Raw genomic sequence first — 21,749 nt, forward strand, 5'->3', positions numbered from 1 at the left:
TTTTTGGTTAGAGTTAAATAGCTATCGTGAAGGTCTGGATTTTCTGTAAAATATATGCGGCAAACGGAATCCTTCACGGAACCGGGGAGAAGACGTAACTGGGGTTTCACCTGTAAATAGTTGCGTCAAATGACCACATGGATTTTCAGCTTTTAATTTTTCGGGAACTCATGCCCGCAGTTGGGGCACTGTATCATGTCACATTTCATGAAAAACGGGCAGGATTTGCATGCCTGGCTTTCATCGGTATCAAATCTCGTTCCACATAGGGGGCATTGTGTTTTCATAGGAGGTGGTAGTATTCAATAAACCTGTAAGCGATCCCCCCGATAACTACCGCAAGAGCTATCGTGAATGCCACAATGCCTCCTGCCCGCTTCCATCCAAGTTCGCGACCCAGGACAGCAATGGTTGCAACGCACGGGATGTAGATGGTATTCACAAGCGCATAAACGAATAGCTGGGCCGGGGTCATGAAAAGGAGCAGGTTCTTTGCGCCCCCTCCATACATAACGATCGCAAGCGTGACGAGCAGCTGAAGGGCTAGTTCCTTCCGGAGAATAGCGAATATAAGGGTCAGCCCTGCTACAGCAGGAAGCCCGAGCCATCCTTCCACGATCGGTGATAGTGGCGATGAAAGTTTCCACAGATAACCTGTCTCATAAAGTGCCCCCAGCACAAGTGACCCTGCAAGCACTATGGGAAATGCCACGAACACGAAATCCTTGAACCTATGCCAAGTTTTCTTAATTATATTTGACATTAAAGGCGCCCTGAAAGGGAACATCTCCATAACAAGACCCGTGGAAGTACCGGGCATAACCTTGTTTAGCCCAACTCCTACCAGGAACACAAGAGCAAGTACTATGACGTATATGGCTACGGCTGGCTTCCAGCCCACGAAAAGGGAGACCGCGCCCAGGATCACAGCCGTCCGCGCGCTGCATGGGATAAGTGTGATCAGGGTACTGGCAATTGTGCGTTCTCGCATCGTAGTCAGTACGCGCGTACCTATTATAGCGGGCACATTACATCCTGCGCCTGCTACAAGTGGGATGATGGCCCGCCCGTGAAGCCCGAACTTGTGCATCAGCCTGTCTGTAAGAAAAGCGACGGAGTTCAAGTATCCCGTATCCTCAAGAAAAGCGAGCATGAAATAGAAGGTCAGTACATAGGGTATTCCTACTGCAAGCGCAGCCAGGATGCCTGCGTCAAAGCCCCAGACAAGCGTTTTTCCGATATGTCCCTGTCCGAATATATAGAATATCGCACCGTCGATCACAGGCGACATGTACGAGGCCCATAAGCTGCTGAATAGTGTAGAAAGCCAGTTCCCACCGTAGAACATGAAAGCGAAAATTATCCCGAGAACACTGATAAGTAGAGGTATCCCGGTTATAGGCGAAGTGGTATATGCCCATATCTTATCGGATTTCGCAGGTGCAATATCCCCCTGTACCTGTGAGGCTATCGTTCCCGCAAGTCCGTGCCTTTCACGGGCGATCCTGAGCGGTGTTTTTTCACCGTGCTTTTTCTCTATCTCCCGACTTATCTTTCTGGTTTCTTCCAGTATGGATTTTCCATCCGGATGTTTTTTCACCAGTTCTACAAATTCCAGATCCTCTTCAAGAAGCAGTATTGCCAGTGCCCTGGGATTTATCCCGAAATCGTAAGCCTTGAGTAGATTTTCTATCTGTCGTATGTTCGATTCAATGTCATCCCCGTAATGTAGATCGTAATTGATTTGTGTTTTTTTTCTCGCGATATCGACGGCTTTCTGAATAAGCTCATCAAGGCCATGCCCGGTCGTGGCTATGGTCGGGACAACGGGAACACCGAGAAGCTCTGAAAGTTTTAGAGAGTCAATAATAATATTCCTTTTCTCTGCTTCATCTATGAGGTTCAAAGCAACGACGATCGGGATGCCAAGATCGATGAACTGGAGCGTCATATAGAGGTTCCTGGCAAGGTTAGTGGCGTCGAGTATCATTATCGCGGCGTCTGGCGTGCAGTCAAGTATGGCTCTTCGTGCTACCCACTGGTCTTCTGACACGGCCCCCAGTGCATAGCTGCCCGGAAGATCGATTATTCCTATCCTGAGATCTTTAAAAGACGTTGCAGCCATGTTCAATTCAACGGTTTTTCCAGGATAGTTGGCGGTCACCACGCCCATCCCCGTCAGACGGTTGAATATACTGGATTTTCCCACGTTTGGATTGCCTGCAAGTGCGAACGTAAAATCTGTGCTGCCCTTTATGTCCCTTAGGGCACCGTGGCATGAGAGCGTCATTTATTTTACCTTGATCTTTGAAGCCACTTCTCTACCAAGAGCGTAGCGTGAGCCTCCAACACAAACAATTAGCGGACCACCGAATGGAGCAACTTCCTCCACCTTTACACATACATCAGGTATCAATCCAAGCGAAGCAAGGTACTGGAGCATTTTTGGGTCTTCTTCAAAAACGCTGACTATAATCCCCTTCTCGGCGGCTCTTAATTCTGACAGCGGCTTAACTTTTTCCTTTGTTAACTTTCCGTTCTTGTCAGGGATAGGATGACCATGCGGGCATGTTCTGGGGTTCCCAAGGCTCTCTGCAATTCGGTCTTCCATCTCCGGGCTTATCGCATGTTCAAGCTTGCACGCTTCGTCATGCACCTCATCCCATTTGAAGCCCAGGATATCGGTAAGCAGGCGCTCAGATAAGCGATGTCTCCGGATGACCTTTTTGGCTATTGTATTTCCTTCCTGGGTCAGGCATACACCCTTTTCTGAATGGCTGACCAGATCCTTGCTTGCAAGTTTTTTCACCATCTCTGAGACCGATGGGGGGGAAAGCTTCAGATGCTCAGCAAGGCGGGATGTGCTTACCGGGTGCTGCTCCTGCTGGAGTTTATAGATTGATTCAAGGTATTCTTCGATCCTCGGGGTATCAGTTCCCATGTATATCCGCCTCCGATTTTTCTTTCCCGGTTACTTTAGATGTCCGCAGGACTGACCAGCCAATTATAGCCCAGTAACTAATGTACGCCACCACCTGGGTCAGCGACGGATCTGGATGGTAGCCAAAAAGTGATTTCAGGCTGCTCCCTATAAGGCCATTCTCATGAAGAAGAGGATACGAACCGTCCGGGTTCTGGGGAGGGTTCAGGTTCCATACATGGTCTATAACTGGAGGAATTATGCCTGCTTCGTTTAAATCATTAACAGCAGTGGCGATCAGGCCAGCAGAAAACAGTATCAGCAGTATGCTGGTATACATGAAGAATTTACTCAAATCAAGCCTGTGCATCCCTTTGAACATGAACAGTGAAAGAATGATCACAGCAGCTAGGCCGAGAGCGAAACCCAGGAATGTATCAGCCGGTGATTTTATCGCCAGACTACCCAGAAAAAGAACAGTCTCGACCCCTTCTCTGAAAACAGCAAAAAAAGACAGGGCTGCTATCCCTAGCATCTGGCCTTTTGTAATGGCCGCGTCGATCTTTTCCTGAAGTTCTGCTTTTATTTGCTTTGAGTAATGCGCCATCCAGAATATCATGTAAGTCAGGACGATGGCGGCCGTAAGTGCAGCCATTCCATCGAACAACGATTCAGCGATACCCCCAAGGTCGCCGAAGATCAGCTTGAATGCAAAGGCAACTGCCGCGCTGGCAATGATTGCGCCGATTATTCCAGCCGCGAGGTAGCGGTAAAGATATTTCCGTCCAATCCTGGCTATATAAGCCGCGATGATGCCGATTATCAGAGCCGCCTCGAGGGCTTCCCTGAATGTCACTATAAAGCTTGCTAGCATATGTCCTTCTCCACTTGTTAGGTATACCTAACTGTTTTGTATTGGATACCTATATAACTTTCGGATGACCTGAAAAAGTTAGTAATGATAATTAAAATATGATTTCTTTAAGAGAAAAAAGAAAATTAAAAAATGATTTAATAGCAGCTTGCTATTATAGTGGATGCACAAAAAAAGTATGATATTAAGGTTTATTGCTGATGGGGTTTCAGCTTATCTTCACCCGTTTTAATATCCTTTAAAACCTGGTTGATCAACTTCTTGGCATTTTCAAGATGCTGGGTACCGCTGCTTGCTAATTGCGTGAAATTGTTCTGGACAAGAACTTCATTTTCCTGTAGCAGGTAGACGTAATAAATGAGGACACTCCAGTAGACCCCAATGCCTAAAAACACAGCTGCCCCAATCAGAATCAATTGGTTGAAGATCAGGTAGGTGGTCATTCCGAGAGGATACAATTTCATGATAGCGATCCAGAAGCTGTACATTATTCCCAAACCAAGGATTATTGGTACAATCCATATTATTAAAAGGTTATTTTTGCTTAGTCTCATCCGTACACCCATTCTTAATTAGCAAATTCACTATAAATATCTGTCGGATAAGGCCACAATACATTAATATACAGTCAGGTCTAATATCGTTTTACAGATGTGGAGTTAGTATTTGTTGTGAAATAAATACGACCTGGAGGTCTTAAATCATGAGCCTGGTTAAAACAGGAGACAAAGCGAAAGATTTCACTTTAAGCGACCATGACGGCAAAGAGATACAACTGTCAGCCCTGGAAGGCAAAAAAGTGCTTCTCTCTTTCCATCCTCTTGCATGGACGAGCGTGTGTGCAGAGCAGATGAAAGCACTTGAGAAGAACCGCAGCAGATTTGAAAAATTGAACGCAGTGGCACTTGGCATCAGTATAGATACAGTGCCTTCGAAAAAAGCATGGGCAAAAGAGCTTGGCATTAAGAAAACTAGTCTTCTATCTGATTTCTGGCCGCACGGTGAGGTTGCCGGGCTGTATGGCATATTCAGAGAGAAGGATGGGTTTTCCGAAAGAGCGAACATAATTGTTGACGAGAGCGGGCAGGTGAAATTCGTTAAGGTCTATCCTATCGCACAACTGCCGGATATCGAGGAGATCATCAGGGCTCTGGAAAAATGAAAGAATTCATCTGAAGCTGTTAAAAAAATGAAATAATGACCTGCTATACGCGCCATCTGACGAATGTGCTAAAAGAACTCCACATGGAAGATACAAAAGAGAATCGAAGGATTCTGGATAATCAAATACGCGAAGTTCTCTGCCGGGAAAATGATGGTTGTCCGGTGGTGTGGAAGGACGTTAAGGTGCATATCCATGACCCGATGAAGAGAGAATTGTTGATAGAAGAACTCAGAAAGCAAAATAGTTTATGAAAACTTAAGAAGCCAATCAAGCCTCTTTTCTGCACCAAGACAAACCTATAAGTCATCCCTCTCCATCATTGCCGCGATGGACAAGATCGCCCTGAAAGTGAACCGGTTCTACGAGAGATATCCCTACCCATGCCTTCCGATCCGCAATCATAAGGATCTCGTGAACAAGCTGCATGCCAACGTAATGTCCAGGATACTTGCTACTGCTAAATTGAACCCTGGCCTGCTAAAGGGAATGGAAATCCTGGACGCCGGATGCGGCACGGGAGAGAAGGCATGTTATTTTTCATATCACGGCGCCCATGTCACTGCAATTGACCTCTGCAAAGCATCCCTTCAAAAAGCGCGAGAACTTGCGGATAAGTTCAATCTTGTCGTGGAGTTCCATCATTGCGATTTAGCTGAATTCAGAACTGAAAAAAGATTTGACCATGTGTTTTGCCTCGGAGCACTGCACCACACTAAAAACCCATATGACAATTTCGCGGCGCTCGCAGACCTTTGCAAAGTGGGTGGAACAATAACAATAGGGCTTTATAACCTCTACGGGCGCCTCGGGCACAGGACGGTGAGGATGTGGGTCGGGCTGCGTGCGGGTGAGGATTTGGGACGAAGGATGGATTATGTTGAAAGGGCGATATACGGGCGGAAGCTGAGAAGCCTTCATGAGGTGGCGTATGTGGCTGACAAATATGTCCACCCCCATGAGAGCTATCATACTGTGGGAGAAGTGCTGGGGTGGTTTGAGAAGAAAGATATTTCATTCATTGGCGCGCATCCGCATACTGGTACTGGCTCAGCCTCGGCTCTTATGACGCAGTTGAAGTGGATGTTCAGAGGGAACGGATTTTTTGTCATTTCGGGAAGGAAGAACTAATAATTCATGGATGGAATAGAAGAAGCATGAGTAAAAAACTGAAATTCTTTTTCGACAGAAAAAGGGATGTATTAGATATCGCCATCGGCAAACCAAAGAAAGCAATTTCCAGAGAGATCGGCAATGATGTGGTCGTGCGAATCGACCCTAAAACGAAAGAGATAGTGGGGTTCACCATTTTGAACTTTGAGAAGAGGTTTGAACATCAGGAGAAGGCAGAAACACTTCCGATAACTGCTGTTTTTGAGGAAGTAGAGGGGGCAGTTGATGCTTAAGAGAGAACTTGGGCATTGGAAGAAACCGAGTATTTCTTTCATGAATTAGCTGATCATAAGTCACTGTTAGCATATTAATTATCTCACAATGGGTATCTTCTCCCCGCACTCCGGGCATTTCCCATTCTTTATCCTTATTGCACTCACCCTGAATCCCTCGCGGTCGATAAGCAGAGTATTGCACGCCGGGCAATATGTATTCTCATACTTATGCCCCGGCACATTTCCTGTATAAACGAACCTCATACCTTCTTTCTTCGCGATATCATGCGCCATCTCAAGCGTTTCTGTTGGCGTTGGGACCAGGTCATCCATCTTATACATGGGGTGGAACCTTGTGAAGTGCATGGGCGTGTCGGGGCCAAGATTATCATGAACCCATCTCACGATCTGCGTTATCTCCTGCGGCGAATCGTTCTTCGTGGGAATTACCAGCGTTATCGTCTCAACATGCATGCCCAGCTCTTTAGCGAGTTTTGTGGATTCAAGCACGGGTGCAAGTCTTGCACCGCAGATCTTTCTGTAAAAATCCTCAGAGAAGGATTTGATATCCACGCGGTAGGCATCAAGATAAGGTGCGATGCGCTGCAGCGCCTCGGGGGTGATGTAGCCGTTGGTCACATAAACCGTCTTGAGCCCGGCTTTTTTCGCAAGCACTGCGCTGTCATAGGTATATTCATGCCAAATTGCCGGTTCATTATACGTCCATGAGATCGACTTGCTTCCCGTGGCCAGGGCGCGTTTGATAGCCTCTTCGGGTGTGATCTCCCTTGTATAAGCTTCCTCAAGCGTTACCTGCGAAATATTCCAGTTCTGGCAATGCTCGCACCTGAAATTGCACCCGACAGTACCCAGTGAGTACGAAAGCGTCCCGGGCAAGAAATGGTAGAGAGGTTTTTTCTCTATAGGGTCAACAGCTTCACTGGATACCGTATTGTAGATCAATGAGAAAATTTTCCCATCTGTGTTCTTCCTGGTCCTGCATATCCCGAGTTTGCCTTCCCCTATCGTGCACCTGTGGGAACACACATGACATTTAGCCCTTTTATCAGGAAGCATGTCAAAAAGAACCCCTTCCTTGATCATTAACCTCCGCCGTCATGCATAGATATCCGGTCTGCTCTCTATCTGCTTTGAGCGCTTCTTTCGCAGTTCCTCTTTGATCTTATCGTAATAGTTCATTATATCAGGCGTTACCGAGGGTCCGGTTTCATCGATCGCAGCCAGGAAATGAGCCTGCCTGACCTTTTCCGCATTGATGTTCTCTCTCAATGCGAACCGCCCTGCTTTCTTGCAGACAGCGGCAATATCAGCGCCCGTGAAATCCTCGGTTATCCTGACAAATTCCCCGAGATTCACATCCTCAGCAAGCGACATCTTCTTCGTATGCACCTTGAAGATTTCAGACCTGGTCTTCGCATCAGGCACAGGCACAAGTATCATTTCATCAAATCTGCCCGGACGCAAAAGGGCGGGGTCGATAATATCCGGCCTGTTAGTTGCCCCGATGACAACTACGCCGCGCAGTTCCTCGAGACCGTCAAGTTCCGAGAGCAATTGATTCACGATACGCTCCGTGGCATGGGGCTCTCCCTCCGCGGTTCCTCTCATGGGTGAAAGTGCATCAAGCTCATCAAGGAATATTATGGCTGGCGCTACCTGGCGTGCTTTTTTGAAGATCTCTGCTATATGTTTCTCTGACTCACCATACCATTTTGATAATATATCGCTGCCCTTGACCGTTATGAAATTTGCCTCACTTTCACTGGCAATTGCTTTTGCCAGGAGGGTTTTTCCGGTACCCGGAGGGCCGTACAGGAGCACGCCTTTTGGTGCTTCCACACCTATCCGCCGGAAAGATTCGCCATACCTAAGCGGCCATTCCACAGCTTCTGAAAGCAATGCCTTCACATTTTCAAGCCCGCCGATATCCTCCCATGTAACATTGGGCACTTCAAATAATATCTCGCGGAGTGCAGAGGGCTGGATTTCCTTCATGACCTCCTCAAAATCGGAACGCATGACTATCAGTTTGTCCAGTGTTTCTTTCGGGATCTCTTTCAGCTCAAGGTCGATCTCAGGGAGAATCCGGCGAAGCGAGGTCATAGCTGCTTCCCGGCACATGGCGGCAATGTCGGCGCCAACGAAACCGTATGTCCGGTCAGCAAGATCATCAAGATTGACATCTTCAGCCAGGGGCATCCCGCGTGTGTGGATCTGGAATATCTCCCGCCTTCCTTCGCGGTCGGGTACCCGCAGTTCGATCTCGCGGTCAAACCTGCCGGGGCGGCGAAGCGCCATATCAAGCGCTTCCGGGCGGTTTGTAGCCCCGATAACTATCACATTCTTCCTGGATTTCAGCCCGTCCATGAGAGAAAGAAGTTGCGCCACTACCCGCCTTTCCACCTCACCCGTGACCTCGGCTCTTTTCGGGGCAATGCTGTCGATCTCATCGATAAAGATGATAGCCGGGGTATTTTTTTCGGCTTCATCAAAAGCCTCGCGCAACTTGTGCTCGCTTTCCCCGTAATACTTTGACATGATCTCAGGGCCGTTGATCGTGATGAAATAGGCGTCGCTTTCATTGGCAACAGCCTTTGCCAGCATGGTTTTCCCCGTCCCGGGAGGCCCATGCAGGAGCACTCCCTTCGGCGCATCGATGCCCAGCCTGTTGAAAAGTTCAGGGTGTTTGAGCGGCAATTCGATGATTTCCCTTATCTTGCTGATTGCGGGTTTTATCCCGCCGAGGTCTTCATACATCACATCGGGTATTTCCTGCTCAAGCGCCACGGCTTCCGGCAGGAGCTCTATTTCAGTGATATCGGTTATCTTCACGATACCGGGGGGTGTGGTAGAAGCCACCTGGAGCTTTATCTCCCCTAGGCCGAACGAAGGGAACATTCCCTCGAACACATGCTCGAACATCACGTCGCTTCCATAAGATTCTCTTGGTTTGCGCACGCTTGTTGTTGAGATTATATCGCCTTTGGAAACAGTCCTGTTATGGAAAATGGCCCTCAGGCTTTCACTGGGGGCGTATATATGAATATTCTGTATCACAGGCGCAAGTAGAACTTTTTTTGCTTCCTTCCACTCGGCTTTCATGACCTCAACATACTCGCTAATGCTTGTTTTTGCATTTGTACGTATCAGCCCGTCCATCCTTATAACGTCCTGTCCCTCATCCTGGGGATACGACCTTCCTACCATTGCGGAGGTTGAGCGTTCCCCTTTCAATTCAACGACATCAAAGATATTCACCCCTATCATGTTGCGGAATTTTTCATCTATTCGGACGATTCCCTTTCCGACATCTCGCTGATCGGCTTCTGCTACTTTAAGACGTACTGATTTTTCCATGTTGCCCCGGGTTTATGCCCTTAATTATATTTCGTTTCTCATTTCATAAAAGTTTGCTTTCTTCCCGGCCCCACTGAAACATGATCTATATTCACACCCATTAATTCCTCAAGTAATTCAATATAGAGCCTGGCGTTTTCAGGAAGTTCAGGGAAACTCTCAATATTTGAGATATCTTCACGCCATCCGGGCAAGTCAATGTAGATCGGTTTGCATTTCAATATCTCATCAGAAAGTTCAGGCGGGTAATCAAGTGGTTTGCCCTCGATTTCATATTCCAGGCATAATTTCAATGGGTTAATCCCTGTCAAAACATCAAGCTTCGTGAGAGCCATGCTGGTATAGCCGTTGAGATTTATGGATTTTCTGGCAAGAGGAAGATCGAACCACCCGCATCTTCTCGGTCTCCCTGTGGTCGTACCGAACTCTCCACCTTTTTCACGAAGATGTTCACCCACCTGGTTTTTCTGTTCAGTAGGAAGCGGTCCTTCTCCAACGCGCGTAATGTATGCTTTGATGACCCCGATGACTTTATCCACTCTGGTCGGGCCAACGCCAAGACCGGCACATGCAGACCCTGCGACCGTGCTTGAAGACGTGACGAATTTTTGCGTGCCATGAATAATATCGAGATGAGTACCCTGTGCACCTTCAGCAAGCACTTTTCTATCATGCTTTATTGCTTGATTTATTTCTCTTGATACATCGGTGATGTAGGGTTTCAATTTTTTGCCGATCTCAAGGTATTCATCAAGTCCGCTCTTTGCGATCCCAGGGTCGCCTCCAAGTTCTTTTATCGCTGTTTCTTTCTGTGGCGCTATTTCCTCAATCTTTTTCAAGAACCTGCTCTTATCCGCCAGGTCTGCCATCTGTATCTCATCCCGCCCCACTTTATCGACATAAGCAAACCCTATCCCCCGGCTGGTAGTCCCGATCTTTACGGCGCGTCTTGATTCACGGAGGCCGTCGAGCGCTATGTGATAGGGCATTATTATGCTTGTTTTTGCATCGATCCCCAGCTTTTCGGGCGTCACCTCGACGCCATTCTCCCTGAGCATGGCCATTTCCTCCATCAGTATCTTCGGGTTCATGACAGTGCCCGGGCCTATGAGCAGGCGGACATCAAAAAGCACACCAGAGGGAACAAGATGCAATTTGTAGGTTTTGCCCTCGGCGACAACGGTATGCCCCGCATTATCCCCGCCCTGGAATCGGGCAACTATGTCATACTCGGATGCCATCATATCCACTATTTTACCTTTCCCTTCATCTCCGAACTGCGCGCCTGTGATTATTGTGAACATATCTGAATCTCTCATTTTTTGACGGGAAAGATGATAAGTTTATTTCTTCATGTACTCCCGCAGAACAGTAGTCGCATAACCGCCTTTCTGCAGGGAGAATTCCAGTACGACCTTGGTCCTCCCTGAATTTATCTCATCTTCAGCAACACTGAATTCGGGCTTGAAAGACAAAATAATCTCCCTGCGCAGTCCTTTCGAGGACAATTCAGGCATGTCAGGGACTTTGAAACCTTCCATATCAATATTCAATTCCCTTACCACAGCCCGCTCAATCTCACCCGGCGCGCCTTCTGCGAACTGGGTTTCATACCCCACAAGCGGCCCTGTGTCAAAAGCCCGTCCCCTGTTGATGAGATTATTTATCCCATCCAGATTATCCTTCGTGACCTTCTGCAAGCGTGATGCGTCAGGCATAGCCATTTCGTTCTTGAAACAAACGATGTCCCCGTCGTATGCCTCTTGTATCGACAGCCCGGATGCAATCCGGCGGCTCAGGATAATATTGAAAATATATGATTGATACGCATGCAGGAACATCTTCTGCAAATTCGGGGATAGAACTTTGAATGCACCAGTGTAGTCATCCGGACAGGCGATCAGGTGGTTCATCATAGCCCTCTCGAACTGGAGCCGAAGAGGATATATCTTCAACCCTTCTTTGAAATCGCCTGTATCCCACACATACTGCCTTGCTTTCTTTATCTCATCGGGCTCGTCGGGAAATGCTTTTGCGATATACATCAAAGCCGCATTTTTGAAATCCCCTCTCACAATTGCCTCTCCGACCACATGCGTCACGGGTCGGATATCACCGAACCTCTGTACCCCAAAGAAATTCGGGGCGCCCCGTTCAAGTTCAGAGGTTATTGCTTTTACTCTTGCGAGCGTTTCATCCTGAGGCAACCCGACATCCCTCACAGTTATTTTGAACCTGTTACCCCACAGGTCCCCCAGGCTGATCTTCTTGTTCGAGCGCCCTATCACTTTTAATTCCACGTCCTTCAGGCGCACCCTTTCCAACTCTTCCTCGCCTGTATCCCAGATGCTTATTTTCTGCCTGGTGAGGGCGCGTTTGTCCTTTGTACCTGCCCAGCCGAACCTGTCCTGGCTCACCCTGAATATACGGGAGAGCTCCCGTATCAGACGGTGCGTATCCCAGTTCCTTTTTGAAAGTTCGACAATGAGGTAATTACCGTTCCCGGTCTCGACCCTGTTCGTTAGCTCCTCGACAACAAAATCATCTATTTGCTGCCGTATGACGCCCCCAGTTCCAGGAGCGTTCGTATAATAAAGGCCAATCCCGATCAAGGAATCATCGCTGATAATAAATACCTCCGGAAGTATATTCAGGCTCTATGCGCCTTTGGCTATTAAAATGGTGACTTCATTGATTATCATCAGAAAATTCCAGCCTCAAGATTTTCCAGGTGTCATTGATATCGAAAAGAGGGTTTTCAATGAACATGACCCTTTTTTCTATATGCAGTTCTATGAGACCTGCTCTGAAGGTTTTATCGTGGCTGAGATCAATGGGATCGTGGTTGGTTTCGTAGTGGGTTTCATGACATCGCAGGGCACTGGACGCATTTTTTCTCTGGCTATTGATCCAAAATACCAGAATCGCAAGATAGGGAGTCTCCTTTTGAACGAGATAATCGATGTTATCAGGAAATTTGGGGCTATGGAAATCATACTGGAAGTCAGGGCCAATAACATCAAGGCCAGGAGGTTCTATGAAAAGCACGGGTTTTTTCAGACCGGGATCGCTGAAAAATATTATAATGACGGGGAGAGCGCCTTTTTGATGAAATTGAAACTGGGCTCATAATGCTGAAAGAATAAAGAATATTATTCAATTCGCAATAAGCTCACTTATGTTCAGAGCAATTTCTTCATTAGTCGAACGTTCATCTGATACTCACCATTGCATGCGAGTAGAATCAGAGCGTTCAGTATTTTCTGCGATCTCTGTGTACCCTTGGATATGTCACCAGATTTTTAATCGTAATCTCTGGTATTTTTTCTTCTTCCTCGGCAATTTTAGCCACAATATCCAATAAACCTAATTCCTTATCAAGGTCTAAAATCAACATCTCAAGACAAATATTAGTTTGCTTTTCTTTTTCAAGTCTCTCAATTGCTTTCTGATACCTGTTATTGACCTCATCGAGTTTATCCTTAAAAGTCTTTGCTGATTCTTCATATTCGGTGATTAAGGATGTTTTCCTCTCAATCTCTTCCTTTAGCTTATCACTAATCCTTTGCTGTTTCCTGATCTCCCCTTCCAAACTTGAAGCCCTTTCCCGTTCTTTTTCAAGAATATTGTTGATTTCTCTGATCTCATTCTTGAATTTCTCTATAGTTTCCTCCTGTTTCTTGTTTGGAATGCCTATTTCTTTGCTGCTCTCCCCAAGCTCCTTAATGATTTGCTGTTGCTTCTCGATCAACTTTTCAAGTTCTGAAGTCTTTCTCCACCAAAAAATACCAGTAATCCATTTTTTAAAAGCCATAAATTTGACTCTATACGTTATATTTCGATTTTATCTCCCTGAGGCTTTCTATATATTTTGGATTTTTCTTGAGGACATAAGAAATTCGACTCTGGAGATCCGCTCCCTTTTGCGTGAGTTGCTCCGTTTCCTTAATCTTCTGATCCTTCTCCTTAATTCTCCTGAGAAGGTCTATGGCCAAATGCGCAACAGTATCGCTTTCATGCAGCAATGCTTTCTGTAAGTTCCTGTAATCTCCCACAATTTCGTGATCAACTAAGACGTCAAGAATTTTTAATGAATCGATTGCAGCAGCAGGTGTGGATAATGCCTGATTGCAAAAAAGGGGATACAGGGATTTCCATACATCAGCCTTTACATCAGCCTCTTTATTCACTACGTCAGGAGACATATCCCTAAGAATATTTAACGAGTTGCGGGCAATATTGATATTTTTATGGCACAGGAGTCTCTGCATTTCCAGGAAGTTTTTCCTTTGAACGCCGAGATCTGCAAGAATCTTAATATAATTTAAAGTTTCGCGAACTACCGTCTCGTCCTCCGATTTTAGTAAGTCGTTCAGAAATGGATAGATTGTAGCATTAGCTACCGATTGAATGGATTTTCCTTCAAAAATCATACTCACTCAAAAGCGTGAATCTCTCTTGCAATATTCATGCTTCTTATTATATCCAGTGCAAGATAGGCAATTTGCTTATTCTTGTGCAACATCATCTGCTCCACAGGATTAAATAGAATCTCGCTGTTTTCAGCTTCATTTGATAATGCACTCGTTGCGTTCATGGCATTAAGTACTATATCGTCAGAACCGGATTTGAAGCATGTGACCAGGAATGGGATTACTGCATCCATAAGAATTTTCCTATATTCACCTGGAGCAAGCGGTTTCACCTTGCCTTCTGCCTCACGTATCTGCCTCAGTACATCCAGGGATACATAGGCAACATCTTTGCTCTTATGCTGCAAAGCATTGTTAAGAACCGGGGTTAAGTCGCTTAGAGGACTATAATAAACAAGCGCTTTTGCAGCCTTCAGAGATTCGAGTGCAAGTTCACTATCTGAAGAATTTATACAGTGTGCTAAAAGTGGCACTACATTTTTTTCGATAACATTTTCCATCAGTCATTCCTCCGAACTAATATGATAGATATTCTTTTTAAGATATAAATGTTATCATTAAAACAAGATAATTTAATGAAATTGCCAGAAAGGTGCAATTCATGTACCTGTGATGGTTGCACTGGGTTAATTCTAATCGGCGCCACTACTTAAGTGTAAGATCTGCAGCTCAGCTACTATAAACCGTGGGCCTGAATAGTTGAACCTTGTTTGTATTTCAGGAGTGAAAAAACCTTTTTATCTTTTTTATGGCGTCTTAGCTGCTCTATAAACAACAATGACTTTGTGTGAACTTCAAGCAGATTCCATGTTGATTTTTCTACATAGTAATCTATTCCGTTCGCATAATCAGCCATCTTTGAGCTGACTTCTTCACTTATCCAGCCAATTTCAACATAATATTCAAGTATATCGGATAAGTTATTTCGCCCTACTCTTTCCATCAGGAATTTGACCCAGTTCAATAGAATGATGGAAGTCTCAGGCGTATTATCCAGAAAATGCAGCCTTACTTTTTGTTCTTCAATGTATTGGGAATCTTCTACCTTTTTTTGCGCGAGTTGGGGGATCGAAGAAATCTCGGACGTTGATATATGCCAGCTTGGTTTGACGCGTTCCAAAACCTCTCCTGCAGCTTTTTCAATCCGAGCAGTTTCATTTACAATATTTGAATTCACTAATTTTTTCAATTCTTCCATACTATCTTCAAGAGTTTTGAATTTATCGTCATGGTCCTCTGTCAGATTCGAAGGTACTTCTGGGGTCTTCCGACACAGATCTTCGACCTTTTCTTCAATATCTGCCAGCTTTTTAGATACAACTTTTTCAACCAGATCATTTTCATTTACAATATTTAAATTCACTAATTTTTTTAATTCTTCTATACTATCTTCAAGAGCTTTGAATTTATTATCATAAGCCTGTGTCAGATTTGAAGGTACTTCTTGGGTCTTCCGACACAGCTCTTCGACCATTTCCTCGATATCTGACACCTTTTCCATGGAATCTTCTTTCTTTAGTAGATTATAAATCCGACTCTGAAGATCTTTTTCCATTTGTATGAGCTGCTCTGTTTTGTTAATTTGTTGATTTATTTTCAATGGAACTTTTTCTATGCCTTCATCACTGCCCTCACTGACACTTACTCCCTCTATTCTTGTGTCTGTGGTCAATCCTTTAATTTTCCTGAGAACATCCAATGCCAGATGCGCCACTTCATCGCTTTTATGCAGCAATACTTTTTCTAAATTTATATAATCTCCCACAACACCATAATCAATTAAAACATCAAGAATTTTTAATGATTCTTCTGCAACATCCGGTGTGGATAATGCCTGATTGCAAAAAAAAGGATACATGGATTTCCATACATCCGCCTTTACTTCAAACAACTGCCTCATCCCTTGAGTGTAGTAACTTATTCGGAACCTTATTTGTTACAGATTTTATGGATTTTCCATTCAAAAGCATACTCTCTTAAAACTGTGAACTCTTTTTACCAATACTTTCTATCATATTCCAGTGCAAGATAGGCAATTTCCTTATATTCTTGTGCAACACCGTTCAACCTCAAATTAATATTATAGATATCCTTTTAAGGTATAAATTTTATCATTAAATTAATATCCTATTTATCATATTTCTCAACTTTTGTACTTAACACCTCTCCAAAATAAATAAAAAGAGCGCTTAATAGGATAACAATAATAGGTATATCTAAACTCGCCAACTGGTTTATTTCAAACATCTTTTCAACACTATATTTTCATCATTACTATATATAAAGTGTTACATTCATGTAATCTCATATCACAAAACCCGTCTCTGACTTCGGCAGCGCCTTTATTAAAATAAAGTTCCTCATCTTCGAGGGAAGCACCTTCGCCACCTCCTTCATGGTCACCCCTTCCACGAACCTGATATTCTCGACCTGTTCATGGTATTCTTCATAAGGTAATTTCACCCGTACGCCGTTCATCTGCAATGTAATAGGCAGGGGATGCAGGCTGTCGATGATCTCAGGTACCTGCTCCTCGATCTCTTTCTTGATGCGCTGCGGCGCTACGGAAGGAGGGTCCTTTGCAAGTTCCTTTCGCACATTATCGAATACTCCACCGATAACATCGGCAAGCTTATCCAGCGTCCGCAGTTCCTCGGCGTGGCGCATGTGATGCAGGATCCTCCCGAAGCTTCCCACATACGCAGTGGCGTTCGGGACATCCTCAGTTCGAAGTTCAGGCGCACCGGTGACTATGATCGGAATTTCTATCCCTTCATAAAGTCTCTTTGATTTTTCAATGATGCAATGTTCATAATTTCCAAGGATGAACACAGCAAGGTCATGCTCGTTAATGAGATCCCTCTCGTAAGCAGAAAGCTGGCATATCCTCTTCCCCACTCCCCGCGCAAGCCCGACCATGTTTGTCTTGGCACCTTTCTTCCGCAGGAATTCCGCTACATCGCAGTCAAGGTGAGGCAGATGGTGATATGCAAGTGTTGGCGCCACTGTTGCGATTTCAGTCCCTGTGAGAGGAGCACGCGATATCTTGCCCAGGAGCTCCTTTGCCTTTTTCTCAACAATGTCCATGTCATTGATGGGGACAAGCATCAGCAGCACCACATCGGTCTGCATGATGTTCTTTTGAAGAATGTAACCCCCAAGATCTTCCACAAGCTCAATAATGTGATTATGTTTGTACACGCCGCCCTCGTACATCACGGGTTCAAACATTTTCTGCACTCCTGAGGGATTCAAGCATCTCTCTTGCCTTTGCTATCCATTCGGGTTTAATCGTGTCCTCCGAGGCTACGAAAAGAACATGCGAGGTTGAAAGCTCATGTTTTCGCACCCTGAAACCTTCGGGTATAATGCGAAGAGCTATCGCATCTATCAAACGGTCAAGCACTTCCTGCCGCGGCTCCTCGATAACGAATTCCTGCAGGAAATCAATTTCCTTCAAAGGGTCGGTCTTAACAATTATGATTTTCTTATCAGGCTGTACTATATTCTCCTTGCCATACCTTTCCCAGAGTTTATTGAGGAGTTTCACGGTGAAAGCTTCTCTTTGCAGTTCTATCTTCACTTCATCCTTGCCAAGCGAACCCATCTCCACCTTGGCAAAATCTTTGAGCCGGATCGCAGGCGTACCGAGGCGCAGGATGGCAGTAAAAATAAAAACCGGCTCGACGGGGTCAACGAATACTTTCATCCTCCCTATGACTCTATTAAGGGATAGGTCCGCCAGGGAATCCATTATGAGGATCTTGGTTGTCTTCGCTCCTACTGCATCAGGGGATTCTACCACATATGTTTCAAGCTGTTCCATTACACCCTCATTTTGAAATGAATCCTGATACCAGCAAAGCCGCCCCGACCGCGCCTATGTATTGTGCATTATCGGGAACTATGACCTTTACTTTGAGCAATTCCTCAACAGCTTTGGGAAGTCCCTCAATAAGTGACGTTCCACCCACCATTATTACAGGTTCTTTGACATCGATCTCCTGAAGCTGCTGCTCGAATAACTGTTCTGCCACGCTATGGCAGGCTGCGGCGGCAACATCCTCGGGTTTGCTCCCCGCTGCCAGTGAATTTACAAGGGACTGGATACCGAAAACTATACAGTAGCTATTCATTTTGACATTGTGGGCATTTCCTTTGACCGCGAGGGCGCCAAGCTCTGTGATGCCCACCCCGAGCCTTTTCGCGGTCATCTCGAGAAATCGTCCCGATGCGCCCGCACATATGCCTCCCATCGTGAACATCCCGGGTATGCCGTCTATTACAGATATGGCTTTATTGTCCATGCCCCCTATATCAAGCACGGTCGCAGTTCCCTTTTGTTTATCGGCAAGATACACGGCTCCCTTAGAGTTGACCGTGATCTCTTCCTGGACAAGGTCTGCCTTGAAATGCTCACCCAGAAGGAACCTTCCGTATCCGGTCGTGCCGAGGGCCTGGATCTCTTCCCTACTGACCCCGGCCTCTTTCAAAGCATTGCCATAGGCTTCTTCAGCACTTTCAAGCACTTTGATCGTTGGCACCCATCCTTTGCCGATTATCTTGTTGTCCCGCATGATAACGGCTTTCGTGGTAGTTGAGCCTGAATCTATACCTGCTGTCAACCCGCTCTGCTTTTCTCGCGCAAGAAGGCTTTTGCGTCTGGCCGTGGTGGTAAGAGCCTCCATTCTTGTGAGAAGCGTCCCGGCCGTTGTCCTCTCCGTGAAGGAATAGCTTATGACCGGAATACCCGTTTGTTCATGAATATACCGGCGTACCTCGCTCCTCACGATCGCGGCCTCGGCACATCTGAAGCACGTTGCAACGAAAACAGCATCAACGTGCACTTTCCCGGTGACGATGGATTTTGCCCTTGCCATCATCAGCTTCAGGTCAGGACTTGCGACTTTGAGCCCGAATTCCTCTTCTATCGACTCAATATCAGAAATATCCACTTCCGGATAAACCATTACAGCATTGACCTGCTTCACGGCAGATTCTATCTCTTTCTGTATACCGCTGTACTCCACGCCGCACGAAAGCTCTGCTATCCTTACAGGATTTTCCGATGCGCTTAATTTTCTTACCGCGGTGATCTGCACGGGATCTGGTTCTATCTCTTTTTCTCTTCCGCCGCATTCAGCACCGCACGAGGCAACCATTGGATTATTAATCATATTCATTTCTTTTCCTCCGTCGGTTTAAGGGATTTCAGGAATTCGGCTATCTTGAACACGAATTCCTTTGCATCTTCCTCGGATACTGGATAATCCAATTCTAGCATTGGTATTTTCTTAGAACGTATCAGGAAATTCACGAGTTCGTTCGTCCTTGCGCATCCCATGCAGCCGAACGATATTACCGGTTCGCGCACTACGATCGCTGCATCCGCATTCTGGATGAGCGGGTCGAATAACGACATTCTTCCTCTCACTCCCGAAGGTACCTCCACAGCGGCATATTTAAGGCCGAGTTTTGGATCTTCAGGCGTGATGTTAATAGGAGGAGAATCAAGAGACTGCGTTCTTACTTTCTTCCCGATTTCCTGCATTATAGCTAGCGGTTCATGGCCGAAGCGCTCCACAAGGTCAGAAAGGATAAGACTGTTAGTCGGGTAAATGAAGATCTTCATGGGCTTACCTCTGTTTCTTTTATTATTTCTTTAAATCTCTCAATATCAAGTTTTTTCTTTCTCGTTTTTTGTTTGGGAATCTCACCTCTATCCAGCGCCATCAGTGCCCGGGCTATATGGGGTAATAATTTGTTCTCTGTCTCGATGGTGTGGAATCCCGGCCTTGCCCCGCCTCGCCTCGTGGCCCTACAGCGGTAAGGTTCACCCGGGGCTAAACCACGCTCTTTTATGAATATGCCGTATGGATCCATCCTGCGAATCTCAGCGAGGAGCTTCTCTACGACGGCGCGTTCCCCCGAGACTATCACCCCAAAACAGGTTTCTTTTATCATCACATCGGCATTGGATTCGTAAAGCTTTACAACCACATCGCTTGGCAGCACTTTCTGGGAATTGATCACTACCATTTTCGTAAGGGTATCCATTATGAAACCTCTCTTATGTAAACAACATCTCCCACTTTGATTTCTTTGAGCCGGTTGGGATCGGTTACTTTTCCTATGATATTCGTACTTTCGAACTTCTCACCTGTCGGACCATACCTTTCATCATCGGTAAGCTTAACACCAATCATGCCGTAACGCTTCGCCGCCTGATTGGTTACAGCTATTTCCCCTGCAGCGACTTTACTCTTTGGAGTATTCTCGGGATTTATTTCCTTATATGCTTCTGCCTCTTTTTCAGCCCTGAAAAGATATGTGTTTTCATAAGTGTAGAACACAGGCAGCGGACCGAGGGGTCGGTCTTTGAGGCGGAGGGAGTGCCTGAAGAAGTCAAGGGTTATGGGCGCAAGGTCATCGTATAATTTGACATCTATTATCTTATCTGATTTTACTCCAAGACATGTGACCATACCTTCTTTCATGATCTCTATTGTGGTATCTGGGTCCTGTTCAACAATGATGGCATCCTCGCCCATATATCCTCTTTTTTCAAGCTTCAGTCCCCTTGCATTCAGCAGTTTCTCCGCGACATCAAAGCTCATTCCCTGTACCATTACTCGATCGGGATTGGAAACCACAGCAAGCTTGCTGCCCTCAGGCGCAATTTTGAGGAGTTCGATCCCATGGGAGACATGTCCAACCACGCTATGGACGGCGCTTGACGTCCGGTCCTCTTTGTATATGTATACGCGGCCGTTCCCCAGTCCGTCTGTGCGCACCACCACGGCACCTTCAGAACGCGCATCCCAGTGTTCATAGGGGCATCCTTCTCCTTTGAGCATATTATCTGAAATGAATGAATTTGAGAAGGTATCAACCCGGAATATCTTTTTTCTTATAAGTGCCAGGAAATGCTCAGCACCTTCAGGGGATTCATTTATCAGGTCTACTTTAAAATAGGTAAAGATTTTCATCCCATCTTCGACTCCTGTATCGAGGTCAGAAGTGGATATCTTGTTAAGGAGCGTTTCCCATTTTATGACAGGTTCTATTCTTGATAGGATGTCTCCCTGCTTGAGTTGTGCAAGAACATTCTTACCGCTTATGACCTTACCCATAACAGCATCCCTGGGACTTCCATAATCGGATATGTGCTTATCTTTTGCAAACATCAGATAGGAATTCCTGGCATCATACCCGCCTGTCCCACAGAATACGTCATAACGGTTGAATTTTTTCTCTACTCTCTCGATTAAGATATCTGTTTCTACAGGTCCAAAAGCGATCGAGTTATGGGTCTCCCAGTGTGCTTTCATGTCAACAAGAAGATGACTGAACTTATTCCACAAAGCTTGATCACCGACAAGTTCAATCCTTAACTCCCCTTTTGAGGTGAATATCTTGTATTCTGAGGTTGCTTCCTCCTTTTTCTCACCCACTTTCAGGATGCCAATGGTTGTGCCCGGGATGTGGAATGATTTAGTTAGATCTAAGACATCCTTCAGTTTTGAACCTTCTTTAGCTTCAAATTTTTCTCCATTAACCTCTATTGAGATCACGTATCACCTATAATTTCAGC

24 protein-coding genes are annotated in these 21,749 nt (G+C 45.7%); 5 read left to right on the forward strand and 19 right to left on the reverse strand.

Translation table 11 applies throughout. The features are described from left to right. Positions 1–152 precede the first annotated feature (152 nt). From O8C65_06565 to O8C65_06585, 5 genes are all read right to left on the reverse strand, one after another. Positions 153–287: a hypothetical protein gene (locus O8C65_06565; GenBank protein ID MCZ7356579.1), complete on the reverse strand. Its 135-nt coding sequence runs from the start codon at positions 285–287 to the stop codon at positions 153–155. Further along, complete coding sequence (feoB, locus tag O8C65_06570; GenBank protein ID MCZ7356580.1) at positions 284–2,290, reverse strand: ferrous iron transport protein B; 2,007 nt, start codon at positions 2,288–2,290, stop codon at positions 284–286. The genes O8C65_06565 and feoB overlap by 4 nt, the downstream gene beginning before the upstream one ends. After that, positions 2,291–2,941 (reverse strand): metal-dependent transcriptional regulator, encoded by a 651-nt coding sequence (locus tag O8C65_06575; protein ID MCZ7356581.1) that lies wholly within the window; start codon positions 2,939–2,941, stop codon positions 2,291–2,293. It lies immediately after the preceding gene. Continuing rightward, positions 2,931–3,794 (reverse strand): FTR1 family protein, encoded by an 864-nt coding sequence (locus O8C65_06580; protein ID MCZ7356582.1) that lies wholly within the window; start codon positions 3,792–3,794, stop codon positions 2,931–2,933. Before O8C65_06580 ends, O8C65_06575 begins: the two co-directional genes overlap by 11 nt. 191 nt (positions 3,795–3,985) lie before the next feature. Continuing rightward, the gene (locus tag O8C65_06585) at positions 3,986–4,348 is read right to left on the reverse strand and encodes a hypothetical protein (GenBank protein MCZ7356583.1); all 363 of its coding nucleotides are present in this window, start codon (positions 4,346–4,348) and stop codon (positions 3,986–3,988) included. A 149-nt stretch (positions 4,349–4,497) separates the two neighbouring features. On the opposite strand from O8C65_06585, the gene O8C65_06590 reads away from it, so the two are divergent. From O8C65_06590 to O8C65_06605, 4 genes are all read left to right on the forward strand, one after another. Beyond that, positions 4,498–4,956, forward strand: a complete 459-nt coding sequence (locus O8C65_06590) for a peroxiredoxin (GenBank protein ID MCZ7356584.1) — start codon at positions 4,498–4,500, stop codon at positions 4,954–4,956. A gap of 35 nt (positions 4,957–4,991) precedes the next feature. After that, positions 4,992–5,210, forward strand: a complete 219-nt coding sequence (locus tag O8C65_06595; GenBank protein MCZ7356585.1) for a hypothetical protein — start codon at positions 4,992–4,994, stop codon at positions 5,208–5,210. A 76-nt stretch (positions 5,211–5,286) separates the two neighbouring features. Then, the gene (locus O8C65_06600; GenBank protein ID MCZ7356586.1) at positions 5,287–6,087 is read left to right on the forward strand and encodes a methyltransferase domain-containing protein; all 801 of its coding nucleotides are present in this window, start codon (positions 5,287–5,289) and stop codon (positions 6,085–6,087) included. Between the two features lie 26 nt (positions 6,088–6,113). Further along, entirely contained in the window at positions 6,114–6,362 is a 249-nt protein-coding gene (locus O8C65_06605; protein MCZ7356587.1) for a DUF2283 domain-containing protein, read from the forward strand. A gap of 78 nt (positions 6,363–6,440) precedes the next feature. Here the strand turns inward: O8C65_06605 and amrS are convergent, their stop codons facing one another. Genes amrS through truD form a run of 4 tightly spaced genes read right to left on the reverse strand, consistent with a single transcriptional unit; the run spans position 6,441 to position 12,334 of the window. Beyond that, the gene (gene amrS, locus O8C65_06610; protein ID MCZ7356588.1) at positions 6,441–7,448 is read right to left on the reverse strand and encodes an AmmeMemoRadiSam system radical SAM enzyme; all 1,008 of its coding nucleotides are present in this window, start codon (positions 7,446–7,448) and stop codon (positions 6,441–6,443) included. A 12-nt stretch (positions 7,449–7,460) separates the two neighbouring features. After that, complete coding sequence (locus tag O8C65_06615) at positions 7,461–9,722, reverse strand: CDC48 family AAA ATPase (GenBank protein MCZ7356589.1); 2,262 nt, start codon at positions 9,720–9,722, stop codon at positions 7,461–7,463. A 38-nt stretch (positions 9,723–9,760) separates the two neighbouring features. Next, positions 9,761–11,026: an adenylosuccinate synthase gene (locus tag O8C65_06620; protein MCZ7356590.1), complete on the reverse strand. Its 1,266-nt coding sequence runs from the start codon at positions 11,024–11,026 to the stop codon at positions 9,761–9,763. Positions 11,027–11,065: 39 nt separating this feature from the next. After that, positions 11,066–12,334 carry a tRNA pseudouridine(13) synthase TruD gene (gene truD, locus O8C65_06625; GenBank protein MCZ7356591.1) on the reverse strand — a complete coding sequence of 423 codons (1,269 nt, stop codon included), beginning with the start codon at positions 12,332–12,334 and terminating at the stop codon, positions 11,066–11,068. A 79-nt stretch (positions 12,335–12,413) separates the two neighbouring features. Between truD and rimI the strand changes: the two genes are divergently transcribed. Further along, complete coding sequence (rimI, locus tag O8C65_06630) at positions 12,414–12,854, forward strand: ribosomal protein S18-alanine N-acetyltransferase (GenBank protein MCZ7356592.1); 441 nt, start codon at positions 12,414–12,416, stop codon at positions 12,852–12,854. A gap of 121 nt (positions 12,855–12,975) precedes the next feature. Here rimI and O8C65_06635 read toward each other — a convergent pair whose 3' ends face one another. The 10 genes from O8C65_06635 to O8C65_06680 form a co-directional block, all read right to left on the reverse strand. Next, complete coding sequence (locus O8C65_06635) at positions 12,976–13,536, reverse strand: hypothetical protein (GenBank protein MCZ7356593.1); 561 nt, start codon at positions 13,534–13,536, stop codon at positions 12,976–12,978. A 10-nt stretch (positions 13,537–13,546) separates the two neighbouring features. Next, positions 13,547–14,155 carry a hypothetical protein gene (locus O8C65_06640; protein ID MCZ7356594.1) on the reverse strand — a complete coding sequence of 203 codons (609 nt, stop codon included), beginning with the start codon at positions 14,153–14,155 and terminating at the stop codon, positions 13,547–13,549. Between the two features lie 2 nt (positions 14,156–14,157). Beyond that, entirely contained in the window at positions 14,158–14,655 is a 498-nt protein-coding gene (locus O8C65_06645; protein MCZ7356595.1) for a hypothetical protein, read from the reverse strand. A 176-nt stretch (positions 14,656–14,831) separates the two neighbouring features. Continuing rightward, complete coding sequence (locus tag O8C65_06650) at positions 14,832–16,046, reverse strand: hypothetical protein (GenBank protein MCZ7356596.1); 1,215 nt, start codon at positions 16,044–16,046, stop codon at positions 14,832–14,834. A 413-nt stretch (positions 16,047–16,459) separates the two neighbouring features. Further along, entirely contained in the window at positions 16,460–17,386 is a 927-nt protein-coding gene (locus O8C65_06655; protein MCZ7356597.1) for a methanogenesis marker 7 protein, read from the reverse strand. Further along, the gene (locus tag O8C65_06660; protein ID MCZ7356598.1) at positions 17,379–17,981 is read right to left on the reverse strand and encodes a methanogenesis marker 17 protein; all 603 of its coding nucleotides are present in this window, start codon (positions 17,979–17,981) and stop codon (positions 17,379–17,381) included. The genes O8C65_06655 and O8C65_06660 overlap by 8 nt, the downstream gene beginning before the upstream one ends. Before the next feature lie 7 nt (positions 17,982–17,988). Continuing rightward, complete coding sequence (locus tag O8C65_06665) at positions 17,989–19,338, reverse strand: methanogenesis marker 15 protein (GenBank protein MCZ7356599.1); 1,350 nt, start codon at positions 19,336–19,338, stop codon at positions 17,989–17,991. Next, positions 19,335–19,787: a methanogenesis marker 5 protein gene (locus tag O8C65_06670; protein ID MCZ7356600.1), complete on the reverse strand. Its 453-nt coding sequence runs from the start codon at positions 19,785–19,787 to the stop codon at positions 19,335–19,337. The genes O8C65_06665 and O8C65_06670 overlap by 4 nt, the downstream gene beginning before the upstream one ends. Further along, the gene (locus O8C65_06675; protein MCZ7356601.1) at positions 19,784–20,212 is read right to left on the reverse strand and encodes a methanogenesis marker 6 protein; all 429 of its coding nucleotides are present in this window, start codon (positions 20,210–20,212) and stop codon (positions 19,784–19,786) included. The genes O8C65_06670 and O8C65_06675 overlap by 4 nt, the downstream gene beginning before the upstream one ends. Next, complete coding sequence (locus tag O8C65_06680; protein MCZ7356602.1) at positions 20,212–21,729, reverse strand: methanogenesis marker 3 protein; 1,518 nt, start codon at positions 21,727–21,729, stop codon at positions 20,212–20,214. The genes O8C65_06675 and O8C65_06680 overlap by 1 nt, the downstream gene beginning before the upstream one ends. Between the last annotated feature and the right edge of the window lie 20 nt (positions 21,730–21,749).

The organism is Candidatus Methanoperedens sp., assembly GCA_027460535.1.
Taxonomy (GTDB): domain Archaea; phylum Halobacteriota; class Methanosarcinia; order Methanosarcinales; family Methanoperedenaceae; genus Methanoperedens.